The sequence below is a fragment of the Brachybacterium sp. AOP42-C2-15 genome (assembly GCF_052377065.1).
Lineage (GTDB): Bacteria > Actinomycetota > Actinomycetes > Actinomycetales > Dermabacteraceae > Brachybacterium.
The window spans coordinates 201,831-221,109 of record NZ_JBQSWK010000002.1; the positions used below are offsets into that span (position 1 = coordinate 201,831).

Here is a 19,279-nt window from a genome sequence, read left to right on the forward strand (position 1 = left end):
TGGGTCACCGCCTCACCTTGAGGCTGCAAAGTCCGGCGGCGCTTCGTCCTCCGTGCGCTGCTGAACGTCCGGCTGGGCCTGAGCGTCCGTCTGGCCCTGAGCGTCCTGAGACTCCTCCGGCGCGTTCGGGAGGATCCTGGCCCGCTCTCCGTCGGGCCCGTCGAGGAGCCGCCTCAGCAGCGGCGAGGTCGAGGTATATCGGTGCCCGGTGGGCGTCTCGATGGTGAGCAGACCTGGTTCCTCATCGGCGGCGGGGTCCAAGGTCGAGGTCCATCCGGGCATCTCCTTGGCCAGGTTGAACCGTTGGCAGTGGCCCACGCCGTTGCCGACGTCGGTGCTGCCCCCATCGGCGTGGCGGTGCGCATGGTCGACGTCATGGATCGCGGCATCGCAGAAGGGCGTGCGGCAGCGCTGGTCCCGCGTGAGGATGAAGCGTCGGACCTCGCCGCGGAAGAGCCGACGGCGGCCGTCCACCTCTGTCAGATCGCCCGTGGGCGAGTCGGTGTAGAGGCGTCTGATCCAGCGCTTCGCCTCGGTCACCTCCCGCGAATCTGTTGCGGCCGTCGCGGGATCCGGTGGGCTGGTCTCGAGCTCTTCCTCAGGAGGACCGGCCGACGGTGCTGCGGGCATGACATTCTTCGGGCCTGCGGAGGCTTCGTTCGGCAGGCCGGCAGGTGAAGTGGTCGACGGCTCTGCGGTCACCTCGGTCGGCGGCGAAGGCACTATCGGCTGTTCGGGCGAACCGGCGAGTGCCGGTCCATCCGACGCGGCCAGCTCGGCAGGGTGCGCGTGAGCGGAGCGTGATTCGGCGTCGTCGACAGGCAGGGCAGGCAGGGCGAGCGCGGCAGGCTCATCTCCGAGCTCAGACGGTGGCGTTTCGTGCACATCCGGCTGGCGCCGGGAGGGCGCTGTGCGGGTGCCGAGGGCGATGTCGCGAGCGACCGGGCCAGGGATCGGAATCCCGCCCATCCAGGCAGTCTCGACGTCCTCGCCGAGCAGCGTCAGATCGGTCATGAGCAGCTGGACCTCCACCGGAACGTCGTCCACGGTCTCCACCCCGGTGGTCCGCTCGACGAGCGTATCGGCCATGATCTGACCCTTCCCCCGAGGATCACCCCCGCTCTTGGCGGCCTTGGCGGCGCGAGTGAGGGCGTCGAAGCTGGCGACGCCGTCCTTCACCGGGAGGACCGCTCGCAGCACCGACATCCCATCCACGGCGGGGCGCAGCGTGACCCGTCGGCCGCTGACCGCTCGCTGGTTCCGAGCCACCGCCGCTCCAGGGTCGAGCTCCATAGCCCGCGCCCGCGTGATGTCGCTCGCGCGGCCTGCGGTGACCTTCGGGAGCCGGGCCTCGAACTCGGCATCGATGGTGGCACGGTCCTCGTCGTCGAGGACCACCACATTGGCCGCCACCATGTGGGCGGCCCACTCGCTGATCTTCCCGGCGCCGAGCAGCGCAGTGGTGCGCGGCATCGAGGTGACGAGTATCCGTCGCAGCGCAAGCTCATCGGAGGCCTGCTTGGGGGCGATCCTGCGCGCGAGACCGATCTGGTCGGCGATGCCACGTCCGAGCTCATCGCGCGGCACCCCGAGGCGCTTCTGCTCCCGGATCTGAGAGTCGTGAAAGACAGTCTCTGCCTGCGCCTGCACGGCGGCGAGGCGGGCCTTGCCGTGCTCCATGGCGGTGATGAGATCGATGAGGGCGTCGTCATGCCCCCTGGGGAGCTGTTCCAGGGACGGTGCAGCGTCGAGAAGGAGCTCGAGGTCAGTGGTCCACTGCATCGCGCTGGCGCTCATGCCTCTGCCCTCCTTCACGCCTGGTCACGGTCCTGGACGACTGTGTCCGGGGCTGTCGTGCTGTTCGAACAAGCGTGCGCTCCGCTCCGTGGCAGCACCAGGTCTGCATCCCGAATGTGGACGAAGGGGTGGTGGGGAGGAAGGGTCACGCCGTGCGTCACGCCCTGGGCGGAACCCAGGTGTTCCACGTCGCTCCAGACCTCCACGGCAGGTCGGCGAGGACTACCGTGAGGGGCATGTGGCAGATGATGGACCTCCTGTACGGGCACAAGAAGGAGATGGTCGCGCCGGAAGACGCCCTTCCCGGCCGCGACCGCTATCCCTATCCCCTCGCGCGCGAGCACCTTGTGCTCGGCACCGACATGCTCGGGCCGGACTCCCCCGTCGATCCGCGGTCTTGGCCCGCGGGCACCGAGGAGATCATCCTCGCCGGCGGCTGCTTCTGGGGCATCGAGCGCATCGCGTGGCAGGTCCCCGGCGTGCACACCACCTCCTCAGGCTATGCCGGCGGATATACGCCGCATCCCACCTATGAAGAGGTCTTCTCCGCCAAGACCGGTCACACCGAGGCTGTGCGCGTCATCTACTCCGGTGGAGAGCCGACGCTGCGCGCCCTGCTCACACAGTTCTGGGAGCAGCACGACCCCACCACCGCCAACCGTCAGGGCAACGATGTCGGTACCGAGTACCGCAGCGCCGTGTATTGGACATCCGCGGCACAGGGCGAGGTGGTGGCCAGCTCCGCTCAGCGCTATCAGCAGGCGCTCGACGAGGCCGGTCGCGGTGCGATCACCACCGAGCTGTCACCGCTGGCCGAGGCCGGCAACGGCGTGTACTACACGGCGGAGCCCGAGCAGCAGCAGTTCCTGGAGAAGAATCCCGGCGGCTACTGCAACCACGGGTTCAACGGGGTGGCCTGCTCGCTCTGAGCGACTCAGCGGGCCGGGGCCTCCTGGCCGGGCAGCCCGTCGCCGTGGTCCCCGCCCATGAGGTTCCGTCGTGCGCCGATGTCCGGCCCACCCTCGGGCCGTGCCGGAGCCGGGGCGACACCCAGCAGCTGCGCCGCGAAGCCACCCGCCTCGCGCGGCAGCGGAACAGCGCCCGCGCCGGGAGCACCGCCAGGTCCGCAGGCCGACGCCGCCGCTGAGCGGGGTGCCCGCGGTGCACCTCCCTCCTGGGCGAAGCGCGTCATCTGCTCCGTGGTGGGGTAGACGGAGCTGACCACGATGTCCAAGCCCAGCAGCGTCACCGGCAGCGCGGATTCCCCTGCGGACTCCAGCAGCGCACGCACCGGCTCGCACTCCTCGAAGGCCCAGGCGTCCTCGTCCTGCAGGTAGACGGTGATCGGCTGGCCGGCGAGCGCGAGGGCCGCGGCCTCGTCGAGGAAGGCCTCCTGCTGCTCGACGTCGGGCGGCGGGGAGGGCAGGAAGATGTCCAGTGCGGCCTGCTGCGCAGACTCGTCCACAACGTTCATGAGCACCACGGTAGCGCCCTGGACGCCTGGCACACTGTGGCGATGGACTCCTCCGCACCCACCCCTATGCCCAACCCAGCTCCCGGCTCCGTGCTCCTCGGCCACGACACCCTGGTGATGCAGCAGATCACCGGGTTCATGTCCAACGACTTCGACATCCTCGATGCCACCGGCGAGCAGGTGATCGGGCACGTCACGACCTCGGGAAGCGGGGTGTCACGGCTCTTCGCAGGGAGCCGCGCGCTCGATGTCGCCGACGCCGACGGCACACCGCTGCTGCACGTCCAGGATCCGCCGGGCATCGGCTTCGACCGCTTCGAGCTCTCGACCCCCGAGGGCGCTCCGCTCGCCGAGGTGATCAGTCACTTCGCGCTCTTCTCGACACGTGTGGGGATCTCGGTGGTGGGCGGACCCTCGCTCGAGCTCAAAGGGGACATGCTGGGGATGGACTTCACCGTCGAGGTCGAGGGATTCGTCGCCGCGACGGTCGCCCGGCAGTGGGGCGGGCTCTCCCGTGGCTTCCTCGGCCACAGCCGCTATGTGCTCGCGATGGACCCGACGGCGCCGCCTCAGCTGCGGCTGGCGGTCATCGGCGGCTGCATCGTGCTGGACCTGATCCGGCAGAAGAAGTCGCGCAACAACTGAGTCTGGCGGTCACCGAAGCATCCGCTGCGCGGTGCGCAGCCAGGCCCTGGACTCCTCGGCCCAGCCCAGTTTCGCCAGGTGGATCGCGGTGGTGACGCGTTCGAGCCCTGCCCAGGCCGCGGTCCGCTCCGCGTCGAGCTCGAGCCGCTCCGCGAGCTGCGCGACGAGCCGTGCATGCCAGCGCCGCCCTGCACCGACTCCCTCGCGATGATCGAGGTCGTCGATCACCCGCTGGTGGTCCCGCAGCGCCACCCCGAGGTCATACTCCGGCTCTCCGAGGAATCCGTCAGGGTCGATGAACACATGCTCCGGCCCACGACGCAGCACATTTCCCGGATGCGGATCTCCGTGCAGCACCACCTGGCGCGGAGAGGGATCGGCGATCAGCTCGAGGGCGAGGGCCCGCGCCCGCTCGAGGACCTCGCGCTCCCCCGGCTCAATGCCCACGCCCCCGAGCACCCCACCGCCCGCACCCTCCAGTACCCCACCGCTCGCGCGCTCCAGCGCCCCACCGCTCGCGCCCTCGAGCACGTCGTTCGCGAGCCCGCTCTCGAGCGCGCCGTCCACAAGGGCCAGCAGCGAGGTGGCCTTCTGGGCGGGGGTGAAGGGTGCGCCGACGGCGACGGGAAGCTCCCAGGTGGTGGGCAGCAGGTCGGCGAGGGCCAGGGACTGGGCGACGGGGTCGGGGACGGACGCCCACAGCGAGGGGCCGAGACGTTCCAGCAGCACCGCACGGAGGTCGTCGGCCTGCTCGAGCACTCGCACATAGCCGCGCCCGTCGGCCGCCTGGAGAATCCGCACCTGCTGGGCATGATCTGAGCCGTGTCCGCTGAGCTTCAGGACGGCGGGGCCGGTGGTGCGTCCGTGCACCTCGAGCACGGGCAGCTCGGCCCCGTCGGCGAAGGTCCGGACCACGGTGAGCTCCCAGCGGGACAGCACCGCCCGCAGCCGATCCGGGAGTGCATCGAGGAGGTCCCGCGCCCAGGGCTGCGCGGCCCAGGGACGAGCCCTCGCGTCGTCGAGCACCTCGCTCAGGTGCACAGGCCTCAGACCGTTTCTGCTGCGGCGGGCTCCGCGGCCGAGCTCTGAGCTTTCGCCGCTGCGTCCAGCACCCTTCCCAGCGGGAGGTAGTGCGCGTGGACGGCCTGGCGATAGGCGTCCGCGTCGCCGGTCTCGAGGGCGGTGAGCATGGCCTGATGGGCGTTGACGGTGTCCAGGATGTCCTCGGCCGGGGGGAGCTCGAGCAGCGGGACGGCGACGGTGTGGATCTCCCAGAAGGCCTGCGCGAGCTGGCGCAGCAGCCCGTTGTCCAGGTGTGAGAACAGCGCCGTATGGAAGGCGGCATCCGCCTCGGGGAAGGGGCGGCCCGCGGAGGCGAGATCCCGCATCTGCTCGACCAGCCCCTCGAGCTCGGGGTTCGTGGTGTCCTGATAGGACGCCACCAGCTGATCCGCGACCGAGAGATCGAGGGCTATTCGCAGCTCGACCACCTCTCGCAGGGCCCGCAGGTCGTTGCCGTCGTCGAGCCGCGCCCGGAACAGCAGCCCGTCCACCAGCGGGGAGAGCGAGAGCTGCCCCACGAAGGTGCCGTGCCCGTGCCGCACCTCGACGATGTCCAGCGAGGCCAGCGTGCGCATGGCCTCGCGCACCGAGGAGCGTGAGATCTCGAGCCGCTCGCACAGCGCGCTCTCGGTGGGCATGGGATCTCCCGGCACCAGCCCTTCGACGAGGATCAGGTCCTGGATCCGCTCGACAGCGCTGTTGCCCGTGCCTCTGCTGCGCACCATGCCTCTTCCTCTCGGACCCGCCGCAGTGTGCGACACAGGTCTCATCATGCCGTGCCCGGCCCTCCGCCGCGTTCCGGTCCGGAGGGTCTTCCTCGTGCGTGGCGACCTCACAGCCGCGTGGTCACCATTCGGTGACGACCGCTCTCTGGGGTGGTGGCGATCACGCCATCCGTGATGCACTCTTCCCAGTCATCAGACATCATACGTCTGATCTTCGCGAGGTGGCGGACTTCCCGCCGACTCGCGAAGACGGCGTGACCATCCCCGTCGCCACCGGCGCCGGGACCACCCTCCGAAGGGATGTATCAACGGTGATCTCCAACTCCACTGGTCGGCTCGGCCGACGCGGCTTCCTCCGCGGCACCGCCGCCATCGCCGGCGCGGCCGGCATCGTCGCCGGCATCGGCACCTGCGCACCCAGCGACAGCGGAGGTGACGGCGGCAACGGCGGCAGCGGCTCCGACGGCGGCGGTGCCCCCGCGGGGGAGGCGAATCCGGACGGCCACATCAACGCCGCCATCAGCTACGAGCTTGGCACCAACGGCTACGACCCGATGACCACCTCGGCGGCGCTGACCGTCGCGGTTAACTGGCACACCCTCGAGGGCCTGACGGAGCTGCACCCCGTGACGCGTGAGGTGTACGCGGCGCTCGCCACCGAGGTCCCCTCGGCCGAGGGCGACACCGTCGACGTCACCCTGCGCGAGGGTGCGGTCTTCCACGACGGCTCCCCCGTCACCGTCGACGACGTCGTCTTCTCCTTCGAGCGGGTCAAGGACCCGGCGAACGCGTCGCTGTACTCGCAGTTCATCCCCTTCATCGACACGATCGAGAAGAAGGACGACACCACCGTCACCTTCACCCTCCTCCACCCCACCGGAGTGTTCGCCGAGCGGCTGTCGACGGTGAAGATCGTGCCGAAGGCTGCTGTCGAAGCTGATCCGAAGGCCTTCGATTCGAACCCGGTGGGCTCGGGCCCCTGGAAGATGACCGACAACTCCGCCGCCTCGAAGATCGTCGATCAAGCACGTGGCACGCAACTGCATCGCCCCGATCATGGTGTTCGCGACCGTGCTGGTCGCCGATGCGATCGTGCTCGAGGCCTCGCTGTCCTTCATCAACGCGGGTGTGCAGCCGCCCAGCCCCTCCTGGGGCAACATCCTGGCCGACGGCAAGCAGCTGCTGCTGTCGGGCTACTGGTGGCCCACCTTCTTCCCCGGGTTGTCGATCCTGCTGACCGTGCTCGCCCTGAACATCCTCTCCGAAGGCCTGACCGACGCGATGGCGAGCCCCCGCGTCAAGGTCAAGGTCGACGTCGAGGCCGATGAGCAGTCCCTCGTCGAGGCCGCGGTCGACGGCCGGAAGGCTGGCACCGGACCCGGCACTGGTACCGACGCCGGCGCCGGGTCCGGGTCCGGGTTCGACGCCGGGTCCGGGTCCGGGTCCGGGTCCGCCGTCGCTGCTGCCGCTGGCCCCGCCAGCACTGCGCACGAGATCCCTCACGAGGTGCTCGGTGCGACCGACGAGGAGACCGCCCAGCGGCTGCTGCTCGAGTCGCTCTCCGCCCTGCGCAGCGCCGAGCTGTCCCGGCCCGAGCGCGTCGCCTCCGAGACCGTGTCCGCGCCTCTGCTCGAGGTGCAGGACCTGCGGGTCGCCTTCCCCTCCGCGCACGGCGGGACGGACATCCTCGACGGGATCTCCTTCCAGGTGCGACCCGGCGAGACGATGGGACTGGTCGGCGAGTCCGGCTCCGGCAAGTCCGTGGCGAGCCTCGCGGTGATGGGTCTGCTGCCCCGCACCGCACGGATCAGCGGGAAGGTGCTGCTGAACGGTGTGGACCTGCTGTCCCTGCCCGCGAAGCAGATGAACGCCCTGCGCGGCCACGAGATCGCTGATCTACCAGGACGCGCTCAGCTCGCTGAACCCCTCGATGCTGATCCGCTCCCAGATGGCCCAGCTGACCCGCCGCGGCGGGACCCGCAGCGCGGAGGAGCTGCTGGAGCTGGTGGGCCTGGATCCGAAGCGCATGCTGAACTCCTACCCGCATGAGCTCTCCGGCGGTCAGCGCCAGCGGGTGCTGATCGCAATGGCCCTGACCCGCGACCCGAAGCTGGTGATCGCCGACGAGCCCACCACCGCCCTGGACGTCACCGTGCAGAAGCAGGTCGTGGACCTGCTGAACCGGCTGCGGGAGGAGCTCGGCTTCGCGATGGTGTTCGTCAGCCACGACCTCGCCCTGGTGTCCCAGCTCGCCGACCGGATCACCGTGATGTACGCCGGTCAGGTCATGGAGCAGGCCACCACCCACGAGCTGCTCATCGATCCCCGCCACGAGTACACCCGCGGCCTGCTGGGCTCGGTGCTGTCGATCGAGGCCGGCGCCGAGCGCCTGCACCAGGTCCCCGGCACCGTCCCCTCACCCCGCGACTTCGCCGCCGGAGACCGTTTCGCCCCGCGTTCGCTGGATCCGTCGGCCGATCCCACCGCGCACCCGCGACTGGTCGAGATCGGGATGAGCGGTCACCTCGTGGCCACCACCGGCACCGTCCCCACACCTCTGGCAGGAGATCCGCGATGACCACCGACTCCACCCCGCAGTTCACCTCGGACACCGCCGGCCGGGAGCAGCCCACGATCGAGCTGGTCGACGTCCACGTCGTCCACCGCCTGCGCAGCGGAAGCCTGCTGCATCCCGACACCATCCGCGCCGTCGACGGGGTGAGCGTCTCCGTGCGCCGCGGCGAGGTGCTCGGCATCGTCGGCGAATCCGGTTCCGGGAAGTCCACCCTGGCCCGGGTGATGACCGGGCTGCAGCCCGTCACCAGCGGTCACGTCTTCTTCGACGGCCAGCCGCTGCGGCGCGGAGGCGCGGCCCGCAAGCAGCTGGGCCGGAAGGTGTCCGTCGTCTTCCAGGATCCCGCGACGGCGCTGAACCCGCGCCTGGCGGTGCGGGAGACGCTGGTCGACCCGCTGCGCGTGCACGGGATCGGCACCGAGCCCGAGCGCCTGGCCCGGGTGAAGGACCTCCTCCACCTGGTGGGGCTGCCCCAGTCCGCGCTCGAGGTGCTGCCGCGCCAGCTCTCCGGCGGGCAGCGGCAACGCGTCGCGATCGCCCGCGCCCTCGCGCTCGAGCCCGAGATCATCGTCGCCGACGAGCCCACCAGCGCCCTGGACGTCTCCGTCCGCGCCCAGGTGCTGAACCTGCTCACCGACCTCAAGCACGAGCTGGGGCTGGGACTGGTGTTCATCTCCCATGACATCAGCACCGTCCGCTTCATCTCCGACACCATCGCCGTGATGCACCACGGGAAGGTCATCGAGCATGGCAGCGTCGAGCAGATCTTCGAGGGCGCCGAGGACGAATACACCCGAGCCCTGCTGGCCGCAGCCCCGTCGCTGCTGTGACAGCCCAGCTGTGACGGCACTGCTGTGACATCGCTGCTGTGACAGCCCCACTCCGAACATCCTGATATCCACCGTTCTTCGAAGGAGCACCACCGCCATGACCTCCCCCTCCACCCTCACCGGTGTGGTCCCCCCGCTGCTGACCCCGCTGACCGCCAACGGCGACATCGACCTGCCCTCGCTCGAGCGGCTGGTCGCCCACCTGCTCGAGGGCGGAGTGGACGGGATCTTCTCCCTCGGCTCGAGCGGGGAGGTCGCCTTCTGGGACGACGCCCGCCGCGCCGCCGTGCTCGAGGCCGTCACCGGCACCGTCGCCGGCCAGGTCCCGGTGATCGCCGGCGTCATCGATATGCAGACCGACCGCGTGATCCAGCACGTCCGCGCCGCCGAGCGCTTCGATCTGGCCGGCTATGTGGTCACCGCTCCGTTCTACGCGATCACCGGACCGGAGGAGATCGATACCCACTTCCGCGCCGTCGCCGCCGTGACCGAGCGCCCGATCTGGGCCTACGACATCCCCGTCTGCGTGCACACGAAGCTCTCCGCCGCGCAGATGCTGCGGCTCGGAAACGATGGCATCATCACGGGGGTGAAGGATTCCAGCGGCGACGATGTGGGCTTCCGGCGGCTCGCTGCCGCGAACCGTGCTGCGGGCTCCCCGCTGACGCTGCTGACCGGCCACGAGGTGGTTGTCGACGGCGCCTACCTCGCCGGGGCCGACGGCTCCGTGCCAGGGCTCGGCAACGTGGACCCCGCCGGCTATGTGCGCATGCACCAGGCCGCCCAGGCCGGCGACTGGGAGCAGGTGCGTCGCGAACAGGAGCACCTCGCGCAGCTGTTCGAGATCGTCTTCCAGCCCACCGACAAGGTCGGCCCGGCCGCCGGCGTCGGCGCTTTCAAGACCGCGCTGCGGGAGCTGGGGATCTTCTCCACCAACACGATGGCCACGCCGATGTCCCCGATCGAGGGGGACGCGGTGGGTCGCATCCGCGCGATCCTCGAGCAGACGGGGCTGCTCGAGGGGGCGTTCACCGACGGGGGCACGGATGCCTGATCCTGTCCTCGCCCTCGACCTCGGGGGCACCAAGATCCGCGCCGCGCTGGTGCACGGCGCGGGAGCCGACGACGCCCAGCGAGGCATCGCGCCCCGGCTCGAACGAGTGGCCGAGGTGCCGACGCCCGCGACCGCCGGACCGGCCGCGATCCTCGGCGCCGCGGCGGACCTCGCCGACCAGGTGCGCTCAGGCTCACGGGTGCAGGCGGTGGGCCTCTCCTCAGCGGGTGTCATCGACAGCGGCCGAGGACGGGTCTCGCACGCCACCGCCTCCCTGACCGGCTGGGCCGGGACCGACCTCCTCACCCCCCTCGCCGACCGCTTCGGAGTGCCGGTCAGCGCGCTCAACGACGTCCACGCCCACGGGCTCGGCGAAGCCCGATTCGGGACCGGTCGCGACCGGGACTCGCTCCTGCTGATCGCCGTGGGCACCGGCATCGGCGGTTGCCACGTGCTCGGCGGGCGGGGGGTCCTCGGCGCGCACGGCGCCGCCGGCCACGTCGGCCATGTGCCGGTCCCCGAGGCCGCAGGGGTGCCCTGCCCCTGCGGCCGGGTGGGACATCTGGAGGGACTGGCCTCCGGGCCGGGGATCCTCCAGCTGGCCACCCGCCTCGGCGCAGACAGCTCGCTGAGCGACGGCCGAGCGCTCGCCGCCGCGGCCATCGCCGGGGACGCCACGGCGCTGGAGGCCTACCGGGTCGCCGGTATCGCGACCGGGCGGGTGATCGGGGCGCTGTTGAACGTGCTGGATCCCGAGGTGGTGGCCCTGACCGGCGGTGTCCACGGAGCCGGAGCGCCGTGGCGCGATGCCGTGACCGCTGGCATCGCGCAGGAGGCGATGGACGTCGTCGCGTCCACCCCTGTGCTGTCAGCGAGCGCCGGAGAGCATGCCGCGCTGCTGGGTGCCGCCGCTCGAGCGCTCGACGACCTCACCGCCTGACACCGACCGTCCACTCCGCCGATAGGACTTCTCTTGCATCCTCTGGTCGCCCCGCTCGAGGGCTCACTGATCGTCTCCTGCCAGGCCTATCCCGGAGAGCCGATGCGCGATCCCCGCACCATGGCGCAGATCGCCGCCGCAGTGGAACAGGGCGGCGCCTCAGCGGTGCGCGCGCAGGGGCTCGACGACATCCGCCAGGTCAGCTCCGCCGTCGAGGTGCCGGTGATCGGCATCTGGAAGGACGGGGAGGAGGGAGTCTTCATCACTCCCACCCTCGATCACTGCCTCGCGGTGATCGACGCGGGCGCGGACATCCTCGCCCTGGACGGCACCACCCGTCCCCGCCCTGACGGGCGCACCTTCGCCCAGACCGTCACGGCCGTGCGCGAGCGCTTCGACGGACCGCTGATGGCGGACTGCGACAGCCTCGAGTCGGCGCATATCGCCGCGGATCTCGGGATCGAGCTGATCGGCACGACCCTCGCCGGCTACACCGCGGCGCGCCCGACGACGGACGGACCCGATCTCGAGCTGCTCGGCGAGCTCGCGCAGCAGCTGCCCGCGACCTCGGCACTGGTGGCCGAGGGGCGGGTCCACACCCCGCAGGAGGCGTCCGACGCCCGCGCCGCCGGGGCCTTCGCCATCGTGGTCGGCACCGCGATCACGCATCCCACGAGCATCACCCGCTGGTTCCGCACCGCAGTGGAGGATGCTGCGGACACTGCCGCCTCGGGCACTCGGCTGCGATGATCTCACTGGGCTCCTCCCCTGCGCCGGTCCCCGACGCCCCGGTCCCGCACACCGTGCTCGCCCGCGCCGGGGAAGGGCCCTGGCCCCGGTACCGGATCGTGGGGCTCATCCATCTCGGCGACGGGCACCTGCTGGCGGCCTTCGACGGCCGCGACACCGGTCAGGACGTCCCGGATCCGACGGGCCTGGTGCAGCGACGCTCCCTGGACGGAGGCCGCAGCTGGGGCCCCTTCGAGGATCTCCGCGCGGCGGATCGCGAAGACCGCCAGTGGTACTGCGATCCCAGCTATCTCCACGACCCCGCCACCGGCAGGCTGTTCGTCTTCCACACCCATGCGAAGGACCGCGGGGTCTGGGACGCGGTGGCCGGCACCGATGACGCGGACCGGGACGTGATGGGCTCCGCCGTCGGCCTCTCCGATGACTCCGGCCGCAGCTGGGAGTTCCGCTCCGTGACCGCGGTCGCCGCTCCCCCGGAGCTGCTCCGCACCGCATTCCCGACCTCCGGTGCCGGAATCGTGCTGTGTCGCGGACCGCACGCCGGCAGACTGCTGCAGCCCTACTGCGGCTGGTTCCGCGAGGGTGGCCGTGCGGGAGAGGGACCGGCCGCCGGTGAGGTGGTGCGCTCCTATGTGCTCTTCTCCGACGACCATGGCGAGAGCTGGCAGCGCGGAGCCCCGGTGGGCGAGGACATGGACGAGACCACGATCGTGGAGCTCTCGGACGGCCGGGTGCTGCTGAACTCGCGCGATCACGCCCGCGGCGGGCACCGACGGATCGCGGTCTCCGCCGACGGCGGGGAGAGCTGGCAGAACCCCGGGATCGATGTGCAGTTCCTCGATCCCGGCAACAACGCCCAGCTGGCGAGCCGCTGGCCGGATGCCGGCGCCGAGGACCCACGGGCACGGGAGCTGCTGTTCACCGGTGCCCACGACCGCTTCGCCCGGATCCGCGGCACGCTCAGCGCCTCGCACGATGACGGGGAGACCTGGCAGAAGGTGCTCGTGTTCGAACCCGGTCCGCTGGACTACTCCGTGGTCCAGGCGCTGGATGACGGCGTGATCGGAGTGCTCTGGGAGGTCGAGGCCCGCGAGATCCGCTTCGCACGGATCACCGCGGATCAGCTGCCAGCCTGAGCGACCGCCGGACGCAGCTCGCAGCTCGCAGCTCGCAGCTCGCAGCTCGCAGCTCGCAGCTCGGAGCTCGGAGCTCGGAGCTCGGAGCCGATTTCGCAGGCAGAGGGCGGCGGCACCGTGATGGTGCCGCCGCCCTCCGTCATGCGGTCCGCTGGGTCAGGCTCAGCGGGCCGCGACTCGGTGCGCTCCGTTTCAGTGCGCTCCCGCTCAGCGAGGCCCCGCTCAGCGAGCTCCGGGCTTGCCCGGGTTCGGGTTGTCGATCGTGAACTGCGGGGAGGTGAAGGTCTCCCAGTGGTCCGGGTTCGCCGGATCACCCAGGGGCTTCAGCACCCGCATCTCGAGGATGTAGTCCCCGTTCTTCACGGTCTTGAACTTCTGGTTCTTCAGCGCGTAGCTGCCGTCCCAGCCGTAGACCTCGGGTGCGGCCGAACGGCCGAGGTGATCGCCGGCGTCGATCAGGCCGACGGAGGGGTTGACCGGCTTGGCCTTCCCTCCCCCGTTGATCGAGTAGGCCTTGATCTCGAGCCGCTCGACCGGGTATCCGAAGTAGTACGCGAGGTAGGGGATGTCCCCGTCCTGCATCGTGTACGTGTGGCCGCCATCGGGATCCAGCAGAACGCTGCCGGCCCCGTCGGAGACGCCGAGGACGGGCAGGCCCAGGCCCTGGGGATCCAGCACCGGCAGCGCCTGGTAGTCACCGGAGAGCCCCGCGAAGGGGACGACGATGTCATCCTCCGCGCCGGTCAGGGTGATCCAGCCGCCGTAGATGATGCCGTCCTCGCCGAAGGCCTCACCGAGGACCACGTCGAGCTCGGTGCTGCTCCCGGCGGGCACCGCCACCGTGTCGGCGGCGGGCTCGGCGATGCCTGCGGCGTCATAGAACGCCGGGTCATAGGCGGGGTGGCCGGTGGCGATGCCGTGGCGGACGCCGACCTGGTAGGTCTGCTCCGCCTCGGAATCGTTGTGGACCGTGAGGGTGACGGTCTTCGGGCCGTCCTCACCCTCGCCGAGGGAGATCGAGGGCTCATCGACGCGGGTAGCGGTGTGCACGGCGCCGACCATGTCCAGCAGGCCCGCACCCTGACGGTGGACCGGCTCGAGGTAGCCGACGTCCGGGATCAGCGACCAGGTCAGCTGATCTGCGGTGTTCATCATCGCGGTCTTCACGTCACGAGGGGTGAGCTCCGGAGAGGATTCCAGCAACAGCGCCGCGGCGCCGGCGACATGGGGCGCCGCCATCGACGTACCGGACTTGGCGCCGTGACCGCCCTGCTCGAGCGGGACGGTCGACCAGATCGAACCGCCGGGGGCGGCGATGTCGGGCTTGAGCTGCAGCTCTGCGGTGAGGCCGTAGGAGGAGAAGTCCGAGACCAGGCCCGCGGTCGGGTTCTCGAGGGTCACGGTGCCGTCCTGCCAGGCCCAGGTGACGTCGCCGGCGGCGGCCGCCTCCTGCAGCGCCAGGCCGTCATCCTGGCTGATCATCACCACGGGGATCGTGATCGCCGGATCGCCCTCGACCGTCGGGTTCACGGCGCCGGGAGCGTTGTTGTACAGGATCACGGCGTCATATCCGGCGGCCTGGCCGGAGAAGGCCTTCTCGTAGAAGGAGCAGACCCCGCGCTCGACCAGCAGTGCCTGACCTGGACCGGAGGCCGGAACGACGGCGGAGGGGTCGCAGGCCTGACCTGCTGCGCTGCCCGGGGCTCCAGCGGAGATCAGGGCGAACTCACCGGAGGTCGGGATCGCCGCTCCGCCGGTGGCGCCGCTGTAGGCGATCTCGGCATCCGCCGCAGTCGCGTAGGGCGAGCGGAAGTGGGTGTTGTCCACCGATGCGACGGTGATCGCGTCGGCCGCGACCCCGGGGGCGCCGCTCGAGAACGTGCCTGCGACGCCCTCGTTCCCGGCGGAGATCACCATGGTGACCCCGTTATCGGTGAGCACATCGGACATCTGTGCGGTCGGGTAGTCCTGCCAGGTCACGAAGCTCGCGCCGAGGGACATGTTCACCACGTCGGCGCCGTCCTCCATCGCCTGCTCCATCGCTGCGAGGATCACCTCGGTGCTGCTGGAGCCGTCGCAGCCGAACACGCGATAGGACAGCAGGTCCACCTTGGGTGCCACGCCGAGCACCTCGCCGTCGGCGCCGATGATGCCGGCGACATGGGAGCCGTGGCCGCCGCAGTCGTCGGGGTACTCGTCGGGGGCGACGGGGACCCCGGTCTGGGAGTCGTAGTCATCTCCCACGAAGTCGTAACCGCCCACCACCCGCTCACCCGGGAAGTCCGCCGTCTGGTCGTTGGTGCCGGAGCCCCCGAAATCGGGGTGGTTGTAGTCGATGCCGGAGTCGATGACGGCGACGGTGACGCCCTCACCGGTGAGGCCGTCGACCTGCTGGACCTGGTCCACGCCGGTCATGGCGTTGCCGTAGACGTCCTTCGGTGCGGCGTCGACGGGCTCGGGCATCGAGACCTCGAGCACCGGGTAGACGGCGGTCACGCCGGCGACATCGCGCAGCTTGGCGACGTCGGCATCGTCCATGACGACGGACATGCCGTTCCAGCCGGCCACGAAGGTCTCCTCGACCTCCATCGGGATCTGGGCGGCTTCCGCACGCTCGTGGACCTGCTCCTGGGCGCGGGAGTTCGTCGAGGCGCTGCCGCCGCGGAGCGTGGGGGCGCCATCGACCTGGACGAGCCAGCGGCCTGGGATCGCGGTCTCGGCCACATCGAGCACGTCGTCGGGGGTGGGAACCTCGACGCCGAGCTCGGAAGCGGTGCCGAGGCGCTCGGGAGAGCCTCCCTCGGCCAGAGCGGGCGGGGCGACCAGCAGGCCGGCCACGAGGGCCGCACCGGCGCCGGCCGCGAGCGCGCCGCGGAGTCTGAGCAGACGTGAACGGTTGAAGTGCATCGTTGCATTCCTCCGGGGATGGGATGAGCGGTGCGCTGCGCATCATCGCGCCCGGGCCCTCCGGTGCGCACCGGCGCTCAGCATTCCATCACGAACTGCCCAGCCGAGGAGGGAGAATCAGCGATTCGAAGCCGAGAACCGAAGAATTCCCGCGGAAGCTGGGGCGGCCTCGGCCGGTCAGGGCGTCGCCGTCTCGCGGACGATCTTGATCTCGTCGGACCCGGGCAGCGAGAAGTCCGTGCCCGAGAGGTGCTCGAGCGCCGCATCCACGTCGGCCTCCTCGATGTCGTCGGCGAGGACGATGCTGAGCATGCTCAGCAGACCGTCGTCGATCTGCAGCTCGGCCTGGAAGCGATGGCCCTTCTGGGTGAAGACGCCACGCACCGGCCAGGTCTGTTGGCGCGGAACCGCGCGCTCGGCGGTTTCGGGCACGGAGAGCCACACCTCTGCAGCTTCCTCGGAGGGACCGTGTGCGTTCGCCTCCGGCAGCTGGGCATGCAGTGCCGCCGCACCGGGAAGGTCCGTACCCTCCGCCGCCAGCAACAGGTCCACGAGGTCCCGGACCGGGGTGGGCAGCTCGCGCTCCTCGACGTCTTCCTCGATCTCCGTGCCGTGCTCCTCCGAGGCCCGGTACGTGTCGAGTGCGTACATCGCGACAGTTCCGGCCGCGCCGAGCGCGGCGAGCACCAGGCGAGGCCGGGAGATCCCGCGGCGGCCCATCGCATCGACGATCCGGGCATCGAGATGCTCGACAAGATCCATCAGGCCGAGCGTCGCGGCGCCGATGATCACACCGTCCAGGCCTCGCGAGAGCATCACCTCCTCCTCGCGCGTGGTGTCAGCGACGAGCAGACCGCTCACCCCTGCCGTACCGATCCGGTACGCGGCGCGCGACCATGGGCCCAGCCGTCGGGGTTCGATGAGGCTGAGCCCGCCGATGGTGGCCGCAGCGGCGGCGGAGCGGAGCAGGGAAGCCGTGGAGTTCGAGGTCATAGGCGAATCGTAGAGCGTGGAGGCTCCTCCGGTCATGGCATATACCCTCGCACCGTGGATACTCCGGCCGACGCCCGCTCCGTGACCCAGCACGGAACAGCGGAGACCCCCGATGCTGGCGGACTCTCGCGACGGCTGGTGCCCGGACTGCTCGCCCTCGCCGCGACCCTCGCCTACGGGATGCTGGGCTCCCAGCAGTTCCACCATCTCGTCGCCCGCTCGTGGGATCTGGGGATCTTCACCCAGCTCGCACGCGCTTACGGGGAGCTGCGTGCCCCGATCGTCCCCATCAAGGGGGACGAGGTGAATCTGCTGGGCGATCACTTCCATCCGCTGCTGGTGATGCTGGCCCCGGTGTGGTGGGCCTGGCCCTCCGGTGAGGCGCTGCTGTGGACGCAGGCGCTGCTGTTCGGGGTGTCCGCGATCCCGCTGACCCGCCTCGCGATCGACCGCCTGGGCCCGGGGCTCGGCTCCCTCGCCGGGGGCGCATATGTGTTCTCCTTCGGGCTGCAGTCCGCAGCATCGGTCCAGTTCCATGAGATCGCCTTCGCGGTGCCGCTGCTGGCGCTGTCGCTGACGGCGCTGCTGCGCGGCAGGGTGCTCGACGCAGTGCTGTGGGCGGCGCCGCTGGTCTTCGTCAAGGAGGATCTGGGGCTCACCGTCGCCCTGCTCGGGGTGCTGATCGCGCTGCGCCACCGCGAGCACTCGCGCGACCGCCGTGCGGGATGGGCGCTGGCCGGGTGGGGCGCGGGGTGGTTCGTGCTGTCGACCTTCGTGCTCCTGCCGCTGCTGAACACTGCCGGTCAGTACGACTACACCGACAACCTCGGCTCCCCGCTCGAGGTGTTCTGGCCGCCGGTGAAGTGGCTGACAGTGCTCATGCTGCTGCTGGTCGCGGGCCTGATCGGTGGCCGCTCACCGCTGATCGCGCTGATGCTGCCCACCCTCGCCTGGCGTTTCACCGGGACCGTCGAGTTCTACTGGGACTGGTACTGGCACTACAACGCGGTGCTGATGCCGATCGCGCTGGCCGCGATGCTGGACGCCCTCGGGGATCGACGCACAGGACGCGCGACCGCCTGGTGGCGGCGGGATGCTCCGCTCCCGGTGCGCCGGATCCGCATCACCGCGGTCGCCGCCTCCGCAGCGGTCACCCTGCTGCTCGGCCCGGCGATGCCGGTGCTCGACGTGCTGCGGCCCCAGCTGTGGGAGCCGACCTGGCGGGCGGAGCCCGCAGCGGAGGCGCTCGCGGCAGTGCCCGACGGGTCAGTGCTCGCGGTGGACATCACGCTGATGGCCCAGGCGGTCCCGGACCATGACGTGCAGTGGCTGCACGGACCCAATCAACGGGTGCCGGACTGCGTGCTCAGCGACGACTACGCCTTCTCCTGGGGCGAGGGCCCGCCGCAGGATCTGCCGAGCTGGGCACAGCAGCAGTGGGACGCGGAGTATCAGACGGAGTTCGAGGACGGCGGCTTCACCGTCGTGTGCCGGCCGTAGTGCTCTGCTGATTCAGCCCCTGCGGGTTCGTTCCCCGCTGGTTCGCTCCGTGATCGCTGGCGCCCTCGCCCTCAGCGCCGCCTGAACCGTTGCCGCCCTCAGCGCCTTCGGGATCGGGATCGGCGGAACTCTCCGGGTTCGTTGCGGTCTCTTCGCCGGTGCCAGCCCCTGGCGTGGTGGAGTCGCCTTGCCCCGGCGTCGAGGAGTCACCGTCCCCGGGAGTCGAAGAGTCACCGTCTTCAGGTGTCTCCTGCCCGGGGTCCGGGCTCCCAGACTCAGGATCGTCGCTCGGCGTCGTGGATTCCGCGGGAGGCGAGGTAGTTCCAGTCTCCGGCGCCGAGGGCGGGGTCGAGCTACCGCCGCCGGAGCCGTTGCCCGGCTTGGTGCCGCCGTCGGAGGAGCCGCCATTGCCGCCGCGGGGCGAGTCATTGCCGGTGGAGCCGTCGTCACGCCCACCCTCGGCCTCACGCCCGGGGTCATCCTCCGCAGGTTCGGTGGGTGCCGGCTGCGTCTCCTCGGGCGAGGCGCTCTCGGTCTCCGCCGGCGTGGTCTCTGCGGCGGGCTCGGTCGGCACCGGTGCGATCGGCGTGCCGGCGGGGTCCGGGGCTCCGCCGCCGTCCGAGGGGGCGGGCGTCGCGGGATCGGTCGCGACGGGGAGCTCGGCGGGGCTCTCCCCGGCGTCACCGGCGAGGGCGGCGAGCGGTCCCATCCCGGCGGCTCCGAAACCGGTCACCGTACCGACCCCGACGATGCTCGCGATCGCCAGTGCACGCAGCAGGCCCTGATGGGTCGTCAGCGGCGCGCTGCTGCGGATGCCGGTGGCGCGTCGCCTGCTCGACCCAGACCTCATCGATGCTCTCCCTGACTGTGCTGTGCTGTGCTCGGCTCAGA

General features: G+C 70.7%; 15 protein-coding genes and 2 pseudogenes. 10 read left to right on the top strand and 7 right to left on the bottom strand.

What is annotated here, in order from left to right; translation table 11 throughout:
- Positions 1 to 12: 12 nt before the first annotated feature.
- A complete protein-coding gene (locus ACT3SQ_RS02145; protein WP_441443390.1) occupies positions 13 to 1,797 on the bottom strand; it encodes a hypothetical protein in 1,785 nt (594 codons plus the stop codon).
- A 236-nt stretch (positions 1,798 to 2,033) separates the two neighbouring features.
- On the opposite strand from ACT3SQ_RS02145, the gene msrA reads away from it, so the two are divergent.
- Positions 2,034 to 2,726, top strand: a complete 693-nt coding sequence (gene msrA / locus ACT3SQ_RS02150) for a peptide-methionine (S)-S-oxide reductase MsrA (protein WP_444501759.1) — start codon at positions 2,034 to 2,036, stop codon at positions 2,724 to 2,726.
- 5 nt (positions 2,727 to 2,731) lie between these two features.
- On the opposite strand, the gene ACT3SQ_RS02155 is transcribed toward msrA, so the two are convergent.
- A complete protein-coding gene (locus tag ACT3SQ_RS02155; RefSeq protein WP_441443392.1) occupies positions 2,732 to 3,271 on the bottom strand; it encodes an arsenic metallochaperone ArsD family protein in 540 nt (179 codons plus the stop codon).
- Positions 3,272 to 3,313: 42 nt separating this feature from the next.
- Between ACT3SQ_RS02155 and ACT3SQ_RS02160 the strand changes: the two genes are divergently transcribed.
- Entirely contained in the window at positions 3,314 to 3,916 is a 603-nt protein-coding gene (locus ACT3SQ_RS02160) for an LURP-one-related/scramblase family protein (RefSeq protein WP_441443393.1), read from the top strand.
- Positions 3,917 to 3,925: 9 nt separating this feature from the next.
- Here the strand turns inward: ACT3SQ_RS02160 and ACT3SQ_RS02165 are convergent, their stop codons facing one another.
- The gene (locus ACT3SQ_RS02165) at positions 3,926 to 4,957 is read right to left on the bottom strand and encodes an aminoglycoside phosphotransferase family protein (protein WP_441443394.1); all 1,032 of its coding nucleotides are present in this window, start codon (positions 4,955 to 4,957) and stop codon (positions 3,926 to 3,928) included.
- A gap of 5 nt (positions 4,958 to 4,962) precedes the next feature.
- On the bottom strand, positions 4,963 to 5,703 hold the full coding sequence (locus ACT3SQ_RS02170) for a FadR/GntR family transcriptional regulator (RefSeq protein WP_441443396.1): 741 nt from the start codon (positions 5,701 to 5,703) through the stop codon (positions 4,963 to 4,965).
- A 554-nt stretch (positions 5,704 to 6,257) separates the two neighbouring features.
- Here ACT3SQ_RS02170 and ACT3SQ_RS02175 point away from each other — a divergent pair.
- The 7 genes and pseudogenes from ACT3SQ_RS02175 to ACT3SQ_RS02205 all read left to right on the top strand — a co-directional run.
- Positions 6,258 to 6,662 (top strand): annotated as a pseudogene (locus ACT3SQ_RS02175) (ABC transporter substrate-binding protein); the annotation flags it as partial.
- Between the two features lie 61 nt (positions 6,663 to 6,723).
- Positions 6,724 to 8,281: pseudogene (locus tag ACT3SQ_RS02180) on the top strand (dipeptide/oligopeptide/nickel ABC transporter permease/ATP-binding protein); the annotation flags it as partial.
- Positions 8,278 to 9,108 (top strand): ABC transporter ATP-binding protein, encoded by an 831-nt coding sequence (locus tag ACT3SQ_RS02185; protein WP_441443397.1) that lies wholly within the window; start codon positions 8,278 to 8,280, stop codon positions 9,106 to 9,108. The pseudogene ACT3SQ_RS02180 and the gene ACT3SQ_RS02185, both read left to right, overlap by 4 nt.
- Before the next feature lie 97 nt (positions 9,109 to 9,205).
- Positions 9,206 to 10,162 carry a dihydrodipicolinate synthase family protein gene (locus ACT3SQ_RS02190; protein WP_441443398.1) on the top strand — a complete coding sequence of 319 codons (957 nt, stop codon included), beginning with the start codon at positions 9,206 to 9,208 and terminating at the stop codon, positions 10,160 to 10,162.
- The gene (locus ACT3SQ_RS02195; protein ID WP_441443399.1) at positions 10,155 to 11,102 is read left to right on the top strand and encodes an ROK family protein; all 948 of its coding nucleotides are present in this window, start codon (positions 10,155 to 10,157) and stop codon (positions 11,100 to 11,102) included. The genes ACT3SQ_RS02190 and ACT3SQ_RS02195 overlap by 8 nt, the downstream gene beginning before the upstream one ends.
- A 33-nt stretch (positions 11,103 to 11,135) precedes the next feature.
- Positions 11,136 to 11,852 (top strand): N-acetylmannosamine-6-phosphate 2-epimerase, encoded by a 717-nt coding sequence (locus ACT3SQ_RS02200; RefSeq protein ID WP_441443400.1) that lies wholly within the window; start codon positions 11,136 to 11,138, stop codon positions 11,850 to 11,852.
- Positions 11,849 to 12,988, top strand: coding sequence for a sialidase family protein (locus ACT3SQ_RS02205; RefSeq protein WP_441443401.1), 1,140 nt, complete (start codon positions 11,849 to 11,851; stop codon positions 12,986 to 12,988). Before ACT3SQ_RS02200 ends, ACT3SQ_RS02205 begins: the two co-directional genes overlap by 4 nt.
- A 222-nt stretch (positions 12,989 to 13,210) precedes the next feature.
- Here the strand turns inward: ACT3SQ_RS02205 and ACT3SQ_RS02210 are convergent, their stop codons facing one another.
- Both ACT3SQ_RS02210 and ACT3SQ_RS02215 read right to left on the bottom strand, forming a co-directional pair.
- Positions 13,211 to 15,895, bottom strand: coding sequence for a S8 family serine peptidase (locus ACT3SQ_RS02210; protein WP_444600775.1), 2,685 nt, complete (start codon positions 15,893 to 15,895; stop codon positions 13,211 to 13,213).
- 177 nt (positions 15,896 to 16,072) lie between these two features.
- Complete coding sequence (locus tag ACT3SQ_RS02215) at positions 16,073 to 16,888, bottom strand: hypothetical protein (protein WP_441443403.1); 816 nt, start codon at positions 16,886 to 16,888, stop codon at positions 16,073 to 16,075.
- Positions 16,889 to 16,942: 54 nt separating this feature from the next.
- On the opposite strand from ACT3SQ_RS02215, the gene ACT3SQ_RS02220 reads away from it, so the two are divergent.
- Positions 16,943 to 18,388 carry a DUF2079 domain-containing protein gene (locus ACT3SQ_RS02220; RefSeq protein WP_345082086.1) on the top strand — a complete coding sequence of 482 codons (1,446 nt, stop codon included), beginning with the start codon at positions 16,943 to 16,945 and terminating at the stop codon, positions 18,386 to 18,388.
- Here ACT3SQ_RS02220 and ACT3SQ_RS02225 read toward each other — a convergent pair.
- The gene (locus ACT3SQ_RS02225) at positions 18,366 to 19,238 is read right to left on the bottom strand and encodes a hypothetical protein (protein ID WP_441443404.1); all 873 of its coding nucleotides are present in this window, start codon (positions 19,236 to 19,238) and stop codon (positions 18,366 to 18,368) included. The genes ACT3SQ_RS02220 and ACT3SQ_RS02225 overlap by 23 nt on opposite strands.
- Between the last annotated feature and the right edge of the window lie 41 nt (positions 19,239 to 19,279).

Excerpts from the sequence above, each read along its gene's own strand:
- ACT3SQ_RS02170 (WP_441443396.1), bottom strand. The coding sequence starts at position 5,703 with ATGGTGCGCAGCAGAGGCACGGGCAACAGCGCTGTCGAGCGGATCCAG.
- ACT3SQ_RS02215 (WP_441443403.1), bottom strand. The coding sequence starts at position 16,888 with ATGACCTCGAACTCCACGGCTTCCCTGCTCCGCTCCGCCGCCGCTGCG.
- ACT3SQ_RS02190 (WP_441443398.1), top strand. The coding sequence starts at position 9,206 with ATGACCTCCCCCTCCACCCTCACCGGTGTGGTCCCCCCGCTGCTGACC.
- ACT3SQ_RS02210 (WP_444600775.1), bottom strand. The coding sequence starts at position 15,895 with ATGCACTTCAACCGTTCACGTCTGCTCAGACTCCGCGGCGCGCTCGCG.
- ACT3SQ_RS02160 (WP_441443393.1), top strand. The coding sequence starts at position 3,314 with ATGGACTCCTCCGCACCCACCCCTATGCCCAACCCAGCTCCCGGCTCC.
- msrA (WP_444501759.1), top strand. The coding sequence starts at position 2,034 with ATGTGGCAGATGATGGACCTCCTGTACGGGCACAAGAAGGAGATGGTC.
- ACT3SQ_RS02145 (WP_441443390.1), bottom strand. The coding sequence starts at position 1,797 with ATGAGCGCCAGCGCGATGCAGTGGACCACTGACCTCGAGCTCCTTCTC.
- ACT3SQ_RS02225 (WP_441443404.1), bottom strand. The coding sequence starts at position 19,238 with ATGAGGTCTGGGTCGAGCAGGCGACGCGCCACCGGCATCCGCAGCAGC.
- ACT3SQ_RS02195 (WP_441443399.1), top strand. The coding sequence starts at position 10,155 with ATGCCTGATCCTGTCCTCGCCCTCGACCTCGGGGGCACCAAGATCCGC.
- ACT3SQ_RS02155 (WP_441443392.1), bottom strand. The coding sequence starts at position 3,271 with ATGAACGTTGTGGACGAGTCTGCGCAGCAGGCCGCACTGGACATCTTC.
- ACT3SQ_RS02205 (WP_441443401.1), top strand. The coding sequence starts at position 11,849 with ATGATCTCACTGGGCTCCTCCCCTGCGCCGGTCCCCGACGCCCCGGTC.
- ACT3SQ_RS02185 (WP_441443397.1), top strand. The coding sequence starts at position 8,278 with ATGACCACCGACTCCACCCCGCAGTTCACCTCGGACACCGCCGGCCGG.